We start from the raw sequence: 9,895 nt of genomic DNA on the forward strand, positions 1-9,895 counted from the left end.
GCGGACGGCTGCCGCGGCCAGCCGGAAGTTGATCTTCATCAATGACCCGTCATCCAGGGAATCCATACTGGTGCAAAGGAGCCAGATCATGAAAACCACCCTTCTTGTCGCTGCAGCGATTGCACTCGGCGGCTGTGCATCCCAGTCCCCCATGCATCACCACGGCGCGTCGCACGGCTCGGCCGCCCGCTACGACCAGCAGATGACGATGATGCGCGACATGCATCAGAAGATGAGGGCCGCGAAGACGCCCGAGGAACGGCAGGCCTTGATGGCCGAGCACATGAAGGCCATGCAGGGCGGCATGTCGATGATGTGCGAAATGGGCGGCCACGGCAGGGGCATGCGGGGAGACGGCCCTCCCGACATGGCGAAGCGCTGCATGGAAATGAGGGACATGACGACGGAGATGATGCGCGATCGCGAGGCGCCGAGAGGGCCCGCGCGATGACGACGGCAGTCCTGCCAGGACGCAGCCCAGCTTAAGGAGCCGTTCATCGAATGCCGTGAACATGGCTCCTTGAGCCCACGTCAGTGGGCCTGCATCTGGAGCAAACATGTTCATGGCCACGTCCCTCCACAAGGACGGCGGTGTGTCGCCGGTGCGCGCCAATCGAGCGCCCGCGCGACCACCCTTTGAGATCCATTCCCGCGGAGATCCTCGTCGAGCGGAAGTCGAGACATTCATCACGCAGGTCTACGCGAGACGCTTCGGCGCCCGGGTCACGCACTTCGCACCCGTGCTGGTGAGTCTGCACGACCGTGCCGGCACGCTCGTTGCCGCGGCCGGCTACCGTCATGCCGCGCAGGGCCCCTTGTTCCTGGAACGCTATCTCGAAGCGCCGGTGGAACGCGTCATCGCACGGCACGGCAATCAGCGCGCCGCGCGTGCAGACATCGTCGAAGTCGGCCATCTGGCCGCCGGGCGGGCTGGCGAAGGGCGCCGCCTGATCTATCTGCTGGGTCCGTACCTGGCATCGCAAGGCTTCCAGTGGGTGGTTGGAACCCTGACGCAGGAGCTGCGGCAACTGTTCGTCAGGATCGGCGTTGCGCCGTTGGAGCTCGGCCACGCCAGCTCGGCGGCGCTCGGTCCGGATGCCAAGGACTGGGGCAGCTATTACGAGCACGGGCCGCTGGTGCTGGCAGGACACCTTCCGGATGCACTGCGCCAACTGGGCAAGCGCGCGGCATGACAGCGCTGGACAATGGGCGGCGCACCTGGAGCGCCGCAGACCTCGATACAGCGGCGCACTCCCTTGCACAGAAGCTCACGGCGCAGGGCACGCGCGTGCTGGCCACGCTGATGGACAACACCCCGGCCTGGGTGGTGGCCGACCTTGCTTGTGCGCAGGCACATGTGGTGCACGTGCCGCTGCCGCTCTTCTTCAGTGCCGAGCAGCTCTCCCACGTGCTCGGCACCGCGGGCGTCGACACGCTGCTGACCTTGGGCGCACTGGCAGCTCGCTGGCCCTCGGCACCTGCGTGCGCCATCGACATTGCCGACGAACCGCTCGTCATGATGCGACTGCCTTTCCGGGCGCCGCCGATGCCGCCGGGGACGACCAAGATCACCTTCACCTCGGGCACGACCGGTGTACCGAAGGGCGTCTGTCTCAGTGCAGGCAGCATGCAGAGCGTCGCCAATGGCCTGGTGCAGGCGCTGGATCCGCTGGACATCCAGCGCCATCTTTGCGCACTTCCATTCGCCGTGCTGCTCGAGAACATCGCGGGGCTGATGGCGCCGCTCGCGCGCGGCGCAACCTGCATCGTGCTGCCGCTGAAGGAACTCGGCCTCCAAGGCTCGTCCAGTTTCGATGCGGCGCGTTTCCATGCGACCGTGCTGCGACACCAGCCCAACAGCATCATCCTGCTGCCGCAGATGCTGCAGGCCTGGGTTCATCATCTGCTCGAGGCTCGTGGACGCGCCCCGGCTTCGCTGCGCATGGTGGCCGTCGGCGGCGCCGCGGTCGGATCGCGCCTGATGGCCGCTGCGCGTTCGGTTGGCCTGCCGGCGTACGAGGGCTACGGATTGTCCGAAGGGGCATCCGTACAAACGCTCAACCTTCCGGGCGCCGAGCGCGACGGGAGCGCCGGGCGCGCGCTGCCGCACGCACGGCTGCGCATCGCGGCGGACGGGGAGATCGAGATCGCGGGCAGCCTGTTCTCGGGCTACCTCGGCGACCCGGCCCCTGCACCGGCGTGGTGGCCCACGGGCGACCTCGGCAGCATCGACGACGATGGGTTCGTGTACGTGCGCGGGCGAAAGAAGCTGGTACTCATCACCTCCTTCGGACGCAATGTTTCACCGGAGTGGATCGAGACCCAGCTGCGCGACGAGTCCGCCATCGGCCAGGCCGTGGTCCTCGGCGACGGACAAGCCGCGCTCGGTTCCGTGTTGTGGCCCCTGCGAGCCGAAACCACCGACGCCGATCTGCAGGCGGCCGTGGACGCCGCGAATACACGTCTTCCCGACTATGCGCGCGTGCATCGCTGGACGCGCGGGCGTGCCGCCTTCGATGCCGCATCCGGGATGGCGACGCCCAACGGGCGCCCGCAACGCGCCGCCATCCTGGCGGCGCATGCCGATGCGCTCGGCATTCCCTCGACCTGAATCTTCTCGCCCGGAGCTCCCATGAGTTTTTACGAAACCCTGCTCAAGCAAACCGCCGACGCCCGCGCTGGCCTGCTGGCGGCCCCCATCATCCAGGGCTGCCTGCGTGGCGAAGTCTCGCTCCCAAGCTATGTCGCCTTCCTGCGCGAGGCCTACCACCACGTGCGCCATACGGTGCCGCTGCTGCAGGCCTGCAAGGCGGCGCTTCCCGAACGCCATGCGTGGCTGCGCGGTCCGCTCGACGAGTACATCGAGGAAGAGCAAGGCCATGACGGCTGGATCCTCGACGACATCCGGGCCTGCGGGGCTGATGCCGACGCCGTTCGCGAAGGGATGCCCGGCCATGCCGCCGAAGTCATGGTGGCCTACGCGTACGACATGATCGCGAGGCGCAATCCACTGGGCTTCTTCGGCATGGTGCACGTGCTCGAAGGCACGAGCGTCTCGCTGGCACTCCTGGCCGCCGACCAGATCCAGGAGACCCTGGCCCTGCCCGACAGTGCCTTCAGCTACCTGCGCTCGCACGGCACGCTGGACCAGGAGCACACGGCCCAGTTCGCGATGCTCATGAATGTCATCGAGGACCCCAGGGACCAGGCGGACATCGTCCACGCAGCCCGCGCCTTCTTCCGGCTCTACGGCGATGTGTTCCGCGGCCTTCCCTTGCCACACGCGACCACCGAGGCGCCGAGCCGGGCGGGCATTGGAGCCGCTTCGTGAAGCCCACCGAAGCACGCATCCTGTTGACAGGCGCCTATGGCGGCATCGGCGAGGCTGCCGCCGCGGCGTTCTTCGGGGCCGGTGCCGCACTGATGCTGTCGGGACGCTCGCCGGCCAAGCTGGCAGCCCAGTCGCGAATGCTGATGGGCCGCACGACCGGCGATCGGCCGCGGGTCGAATGGCGTTCCGCGGACCTCACCAGCACTGCGGACCTGGCCAGCCTGGCGAGTGACGCGCGTGAATGGCAATGCAACGTGATCGTCCACGCGGCCGGCCTGGCCAGCTTCGGGCATCTCGAGACGGCGACACCGGAAAGCATGGCGCGCGTGCTGCAGACGAACCTGTTGGCGCCGATGCTGCTGACGCGGGCCCTGCTGCCCCATCTGCGCGGCCTGCCCCGTGCCCAGGTGATCTGCGTCGGCTCGGCACTGGGAGGCATCGGGCTGCCCGGCTACAGCATCTACAGCGCGAGCAAGTTCGGCCTGCGCGGCTTCGCGCAAGCGCTGCGCCGCGAGCTCGCCGACAGCGCGGTGCTGGTGCAGTACCTGGGGCCGCGCACCACCCGTACCGGCTTCAACAGCCGCGAAGTGGAGGCCTACAACCGCGCCACCGGAAGCGCGACGGACGACCCTGCCATCGTGGCGCGCTCGATGCTCAGGATGCTCGAAGACGAAGCACCGGAGCGCTTCCTCGGCTACCCCGAGAAGCTCGCGGTACGCATCAACGGCGTGGCTCCGGCCCTGCTGGACGGCGCCTTCGCCAAGCATCGCCGCAGCCTGCCCGCATTGCCGCGGGAGACCTCCGGCGAGGCCGGAGACACGACGACCCGCACCGATTCCTTCCCTGTCAATCCATGAGGCTTGCGCCATGACGAACCGAGAACACCCATCGCCCACCACATTGACTCGACGACGCTGCACGAGCGCCCTGCTCGCCGCCGCCGCACTCGCCGGCCTGCCGCGCATCGCCGGCGCCGCTGGCGTGGAAGAGTCCATCACTGAACTGCAGCGGGACTGGGAAGTCATCCGCTACCAGACACCGCCCGCCGAGCGCGAAAAGCGCTTCGAGGCACTCGCCACCAAGGCGCGCCAGGTCAGCGAAGCGTATCCGGGCCGCAGCGAGCCCCTGGTGTGGGAAGGCATCATCGTCAGCTCATGGGCAGGCGAAAAGGGCGGGCTCGGCGCGCTGGGCCTGGTCAAGCAGGCCAAGGCGCTGTACGAGGAAGCCATCCGCGTCAACGGCGACGTGCTCGACGGCTCGGCCTACAACAGCCTCGGCGTTCTCTACTACAAGGTGCCGGGCTGGCCGGTCGGATTCGGCGACAAGGCCAAGGCCAGGGAGCTCCTGCAGAAAGCGCTCTCGCTCAATCCCAAGGGCATCGACCCCAATTTCTTCTACGGCGAGTACCTGCTCGAAACCAGGCAGCCCGATCAGGCCGTGACTTACCTGGAGCGCGCGATCCAGGCACCGCCGCGGCCGGGGCGGCAGGTGGCCGACGCCGGGCGTCGCGAGGAGGCACGGGCGCTGCTCGACAAGGCAAAGGCCAGATAGAGCATCAACGCTGCGGTGCGGCGAAGCGCACGACGACGCGAACGCCCTGCCCGTTCGAGCATGTTTCGAAGGCCACCTCCAGCCCGTGCAGCTCGGCGACGCGACGGGCGATGGAAATGCCCAGGCCGCTGCCGCTTTCACGCTGACCGGCCGGGCGGTAGTAACGCTCCCCCAGCCGGGCCAGTTGCTCGCCGCTCAGGGGTGGTCCTTCGTTCTCCACTTCCAATTGCTCCTCACCGATGCGCAGCGTCACCGTGCTTCCGCTCGGGGCGTAGCGCAGGGCGTTGTCGAGCAGATTGCGCAGCAGGGCGACGAGCAGGTGTTCGTCGCCGAGCAATGGCATGGGGTACCTGCCGCCGGGTGGCCATTCGCACGCCAGTTCGATCCTTCGGCGCTCCGCAAGGGCAAGGCATTCATTCACCGCCTCCTCGACCACGGTCGGCCAACGGACCTCCGTCTTCGGCTTCGGCAAGTTGCCGGCTTCCAGGCGGGACAGCGCCAGCATCTGCGCAACGAGACGCCCCATCCGCTCCATGCCGGCGGTGAACTTGGCCTCGGCTTCGTCGCGCTCAGGCCCGATGGCTGCGCGACGGACCACATCCCACTGGACCCGCAGGATTGCCAGCGGCGTGCGCAGCTCATGGGCGGCATCGGCCGTGAAGCGGCGCTCCCGCGCCAGCAACGCCTCGATCCGCGCGAACAGGCCGTTCATGGCGCCGACCAGCGGCTTCAGCTCGGCCGGGGTCGAACGGGTGGGAACGGGTTCCAGATCGTCGGCGCCACGACCCTGGAGGTCGGTGGTCAGCTGGCGAAGGGGTTCCAGGGCGCGGCGAACCGCCCAGTTCATGGTGAGCAGCAGCACGGGCAGCACGAGAAGCCAGGGGATCACCTGGCTTGCCGTGAGGCCGACGACCAGTTCGTCGCGCTCGTAGACCTTCTGCCCGGCGGCCACCAGCCATTCGCCGTCGACCGACTGGAGGTAGTAGACGCGCCAACTCTGGTCGCCGATCTCCTCGTCGACAAAGCCCGAACGGTCCTGCCGACGGGGCAGCTCCGCCCCTTCCCGGTCGGCCAGCAACAGCCGGCCCTGCCCATCCCAGACCGCGACGGCAAGATCGCGCAAGTCGGATTCGCCGGCTGCCTGGCTGCCTGGCCCCGGCGCCGCCGGCAGTGCACCCGCGCCGATGCCCTTGGTCTCCCTGAGCGTCACCTGCACCTGGCGCGCGAGGCGGATGAGCTCCGTGTCGAAGAGCTCGTTGACCTCGTGGCGGGCCCGGTCGACGGAGACGACCAGCGCCACGGCCCACACCAGTGGCGCGCATATCAGCAGATAAAGGACAAGCCGGTGCTGGAGGCTGCGCGGCTCCCGGGCCTTCCGCCCGCTCATGCCGAGGGGTCTCCGGAGCCGAGCGCATAGCCGATGCCCCGGACGGTGCGGACGATCAGGGGGTCGATCTTGCGCCTCAGGCGATGGATGTGCACCTCCAGGGTGTTGCTCTCCGGCTCGCCGCCACTCCAGTCGTAGAGCTTCTCCTGCAGGTAGGCCCTGGACAACACACGCTGCGAATCCGCCAGCAGCGCCTCCAGCAACGCCATCTCGCGCCCCGTCAGGTCCACTTGCTGTCCCTTCCAGCGCACCACCTTGGCGGCGGGGTCGTATTCGAGCGCGCCGTGCTGCCACACCGATTGCGCCTGGCCCGACGAACGGCGCACCAAGGCGCGAAGCCGCGCCGCGAGCTCGTCGATCGTGATCGGCTTGATCAGGTAGTCGTCCGCCCCTGCGTCGAGGCCGGCGATGCGCTGCTCCACGGCATCGCGGGCCGTGAGGATCAGCATGGGCAGCTTGAGGCCGCGTCCGCGCCAGCGGGATAGCCATTGCATGCCGTCGCCGCCCGGCAGCCCCAGATCCAGCACCACCGCATCGTAGGGCGCGGTCGAGAGGGCGGCGTCTGCGAGAACCCCATCGCCGAACCAATCGACAGCATGACCGAGCTGGCGCAAGCCCGTCGCGACGGCGTCGCCCAGCAAGGTGTCGTCCTCCACGATCAGGATGCGCATGAGGGGGTCTCGCAATCGTCCATTCCGGCGCGGTCGATTATGCAGAGCAATGCAGGCCTGTGCGGCGCCCGGCTCGCCACCCGCTCACGTGCGCCGGAGACCGGTCCCGGTGTCAAGAACTCAATGGGCGATCAGCACCGGCACTGTCATATGGGCGAGGACCTCCCGCGTGACGCCGCCCAGCACCCTCTCGCGCAGACGCGAGTGCCCGTATCCCCCCATCACGACCAGATCGGCACCGAGGTCGGAGACGCGCGAAAGCAGTGCGTCCGAGATGTCGATCTCCGTGACGTGCTGCTCCACCTTCGCCTGCACGCCATGACGCTGCAGCCAGCGCGTCATTTCCGGGATCAACAGTGCCTCCTCCTGAGGCGTGCGTCGGAACGAAGCCAGGGTGACCCGGCGCGAATGGGCCAGCAGCGGCAAGGCCTCGCGCATCGCCACTGCGGCGGCGCGCGACCCGTCCCATGCCAGGAGGACATCCTGTCCCACCTCCTTGAAGTTGCCGGCGTAGGGCACCACGAGCACCGGCCGGCCGACATCGAGCACCACTTGGGCCACGAGTCCGCGCACCGGCACGTCCGAGTCGCTCGCGTGGTCCTCCTGCCCCACGACGACAAGGTCGCTCGAGCGGCCTTGAGAAACGAGCGAGTCGATGGTCGTGCCGTCGGTTTCACGGACCTCGTGCGAGGTCGCCCCCAGCCTGGCCCTGAAGTCCTCGCCGATCGCCTGCGCGCGTTGCCGCAGGTACCGGGCGGACTCCGCAATGTAGTCGGTCATCCCCGTGGCAATCGCGTCTGCCGGAACCGTGCCCTCCAGCAAGCCGCTGGGCAGCAGCCCGATGAGATGGGCGCCCTGCGTCCTTGCGATGCCGTGAGCGAGATCGATGCGGGCGCTGCACCTGTCCGCATGGTCCAGGTGAACGAGGATGGTCTTGATGTTCATGGCTCGGGCCCTCTTCAATGTGTGCGTCGGCAAGATGGTGCGATGCATCGATCTTCGCGGCGAGAGCACCTGGCGGCCTTGATGTTCATCAATGCCGAGGGCCGCAACGGAGTGGGAACGCCGCATTGGACGCCCCGTTTCTGCCGAAGCTGCGCCAACTTCGGCTCAGCGCAGGTAAGTCTCTGCGGCGTAGCGGCGCAACATCCGGTGGCTGTTGAAGTATGAAGCGTTGAGCGAGATGGCGCCTTTCATCACCTTTGTCCATCCAGCGGGATCGTTGTAGAAGAGCGGAAGCACCACGTTGTCGAGTTGACCAAAAAGAGAACCCGCGTCGCCAGCGGCGTCGTCCTGGTTGCCGTCGCGACCGATGGCCCATCCCGTCACCCCTTCGATCCATCCTTCGAGCCACCAGCCGTCCAGTACGCTCAGATTGGGCACGCCGTTCAGGGCTGCCTTCATGCCGCTGGTTCCGGAGGCTTCGAGCGGGCGCTGCGGTGTGTTCAGCCAGACATCCACGCCGGATACGAGCAAACGCGCGATGCGCACGTCGTAGTCGGGCAGAAACACCACCGGGACAGCGCCCTTCAGCTGGCGCGCGTACTCGTGCAGGCGCTCCACCAGCAGCTTCCCGCCGCTGTCGCGCGGATGCGCCTTGCCTGCAAGCACGATCTGGAAGGGATTGCGCCGGGCGATCTCGCGCAGGCGGCCGAGGTCCGAGAAGAGCAGGTCCGGTCGCTTGTAGGGCGTCATTCGCCGGCCGAAGCCGATGGTGGCCACCGCGGCATCGGGTGCGTGCCCGCCCAGCCTGACGATCTCCTCGGCAAGTGCGGCCTTGGCATCGGCGTGGGCCTTGCGAATCTCCTCGTCGGCGATGCCGCTCGCACGCATCAGGAGCTCTGGTTCATGGCACCAGTGCGGGATGCATCTGTCGTAGAGCCGCCGGAAGCTGTCGCTGGCCCATGTCCACGGATGCACGCCGTTTGTGATGGCACGGATCTCATAGCCCGGGAACATCTGGCGGGAGACCTCCGCGTGCCGCCGGGCGACGCCGTTGACATGCTCGCTCAGGTTCAAGGCCAATCTCGTCATATTGAGCCGGTCCTCGCCCGCGAGCGCCCTCAGCTGGGCACCATCGGCGAAGTCGCCGAGCAAGGGCTGGGCGAGTGCATATGGAAATTGGTCGTGGCCGGCCTCCACGGGGGTATGAGTGGTGAACACGCAGCGGCTGCGCACGGCCGCAGTGTCGTAACGCAAGGCGCCGGCCCCTGCTTCCTGGACCGTATGAGCATGACGCCGCAGGAGCTCCAGCGTGAGGAAGGCGGCGTGCCCCTCATTGAGGTGGTACTTGAGCACCTTCACGCCGAGAGCGGCGAGCATGCGCGCCCCGCCGATGCCGAGCACGATCTCCTGCTTCACGCGATACGCATCGTCGCCTCCGTAGAGATGGTGCGTGATCTCGCGGTCCTCAGCGCTGTTGTCGGGCAGATCGGTATCGAGCAGGATGACGGGGATGACACCGCCGCAATGGCCCTCCACCCGGTGCAGCCAGGCGCCGATCCAGACGTCATGGCCGCCGATCGACACCGCCACTCTGGCCGGCAAGGATCGGCACCACTTCTCCGGCTGCCAGGCCTCGGGGTTTTCGACCTGGGCTCCTTCGATGATCTCCTGGCGGAAATAGCCGGCCCGGCTGACCAGGGTGACGCCGACCATCGGGAGATCGAGGTCCGCCGCGCTGCGCATCGTATCTCCCGCCAGAACGCCCAGACCGCCGCTGTAGGTCGGCATGTTTTCATTCAGCGCGAACTCCATCGAGAAGTACGCGATGCGGGGCTCCTGGAGGAAGCCCTCGAACTCGACCGTCATATGCGTCTCCTGGATCCGGCGGGCTGCCCATGGGAGCAGTCTGCGCTCAGGCAGCGTGAACTTCCAGTTCCTCTCCGGTGGAGAAAATGAACTTGCCGGGAGCCCGGATCGGATCGGTGGAGACCACGATCGTGTCCTTCGGCC

Annotated in this window: 10 protein-coding genes; 6 read left to right on the forward strand and 4 right to left on the reverse strand. The window is 67.6% G+C overall.

The annotated features are described in order from the left end of the window. The first annotated feature begins 88 nt into the window (after positions 1-88). The 6 genes from APY03_RS11615 (at position 89) to APY03_RS11640 (ending at position 4,882) form a co-directional block, all read left to right on the forward strand. Positions 89-451 carry a hypothetical protein gene (locus APY03_RS11615; protein ID WP_232081276.1) on the forward strand — a complete coding sequence of 121 codons (363 nt, stop codon included), beginning with the start codon at positions 89-91 and terminating at the stop codon, positions 449-451. Between the two features lie 112 nt (positions 452-563). Further along, complete coding sequence (locus APY03_RS11620; RefSeq protein WP_068676972.1) at positions 564-1,193, forward strand: thermostable hemolysin; 630 nt, start codon at positions 564-566, stop codon at positions 1,191-1,193. After that, positions 1,190-2,611: an AMP-binding protein gene (locus APY03_RS11625; RefSeq protein WP_068676926.1), complete on the forward strand. Its 1,422-nt coding sequence runs from the start codon at positions 1,190-1,192 to the stop codon at positions 2,609-2,611. Before APY03_RS11620 ends, APY03_RS11625 begins: the two co-directional genes overlap by 4 nt. 21 nt (positions 2,612-2,632) lie before the next feature. Next, complete coding sequence (locus APY03_RS11630) at positions 2,633-3,331, forward strand: TenA family transcriptional regulator (RefSeq protein WP_068676927.1); 699 nt, start codon at positions 2,633-2,635, stop codon at positions 3,329-3,331. Beyond that, positions 3,328-4,188, forward strand: a complete 861-nt coding sequence (locus APY03_RS11635) for an SDR family oxidoreductase (protein WP_068676928.1) — start codon at positions 3,328-3,330, stop codon at positions 4,186-4,188. Before APY03_RS11630 ends, APY03_RS11635 begins: the two co-directional genes overlap by 4 nt. Positions 4,189-4,198: 10 nt before the next feature. Next, entirely contained in the window at positions 4,199-4,882 is a 684-nt protein-coding gene (locus APY03_RS11640; protein WP_197913175.1) for a tetratricopeptide repeat protein, read from the forward strand. 4 nt (positions 4,883-4,886) lie between these two features. Here the strand turns inward: APY03_RS11640 and APY03_RS11645 are convergent, their stop codons facing one another. From APY03_RS11645 to glgP, 4 genes are all read right to left on the reverse strand, one after another. Then, positions 4,887-6,269, reverse strand: coding sequence for an ATP-binding protein (locus tag APY03_RS11645; protein ID WP_068676929.1), 1,383 nt, complete (start codon positions 6,267-6,269; stop codon positions 4,887-4,889). Beyond that, a complete protein-coding gene (locus tag APY03_RS11650) occupies positions 6,266-6,940 on the reverse strand; it encodes a response regulator (protein WP_068676931.1) in 675 nt (224 codons plus the stop codon). The genes APY03_RS11645 and APY03_RS11650 overlap by 4 nt, the downstream gene beginning before the upstream one ends. 120 nt (positions 6,941-7,060) lie before the next feature. Then, a complete protein-coding gene (locus APY03_RS11655) occupies positions 7,061-7,885 on the reverse strand; it encodes a universal stress protein (protein ID WP_068676933.1) in 825 nt (274 codons plus the stop codon). 165 nt (positions 7,886-8,050) lie between these two features. Beyond that, positions 8,051-9,751, reverse strand: a complete 1,701-nt coding sequence (gene glgP / locus APY03_RS11660; protein ID WP_068676935.1) for an alpha-glucan family phosphorylase — start codon at positions 9,749-9,751, stop codon at positions 8,051-8,053. Positions 9,752-9,895 lie beyond the last annotated feature (144 nt).

Source organism: Variovorax sp. WDL1 (genome assembly GCF_001541225.1).
Classification (GTDB): domain Bacteria; phylum Pseudomonadota; class Gammaproteobacteria; order Burkholderiales; family Burkholderiaceae_C; genus Variovorax.

Coding starts and splice junctions, on each gene's coding strand:
- APY03_RS11615 (WP_232081276.1), top strand. CDS start 89: ATGAAAACCACCCTTCTTGTCGCTGCAGCGATTGCACTCGGCGGCTGT.
- APY03_RS11620 (WP_068676972.1), top strand. CDS start 564: ATGGCCACGTCCCTCCACAAGGACGGCGGTGTGTCGCCGGTGCGCGCC.
- APY03_RS11625 (WP_068676926.1), top strand. CDS start 1,190: ATGACAGCGCTGGACAATGGGCGGCGCACCTGGAGCGCCGCAGACCTC.
- APY03_RS11630 (WP_068676927.1), top strand. CDS start 2,633: ATGAGTTTTTACGAAACCCTGCTCAAGCAAACCGCCGACGCCCGCGCT.
- APY03_RS11640 (WP_197913175.1), top strand. CDS start 4,199: ATGACGAACCGAGAACACCCATCGCCCACCACATTGACTCGACGACGC.
- APY03_RS11645 (WP_068676929.1), bottom strand. CDS start 6,269: ATGAGCGGGCGGAAGGCCCGGGAGCCGCGCAGCCTCCAGCACCGGCTT.
- APY03_RS11650 (WP_068676931.1), bottom strand. CDS start 6,940: ATGCGCATCCTGATCGTGGAGGACGACACCTTGCTGGGCGACGCCGTC.
- APY03_RS11655 (WP_068676933.1), bottom strand. CDS start 7,885: ATGAACATCAAGACCATCCTCGTTCACCTGGACCATGCGGACAGGTGC.
- glgP (WP_068676935.1), bottom strand. CDS start 9,751: ATGACGGTCGAGTTCGAGGGCTTCCTCCAGGAGCCCCGCATCGCGTAC.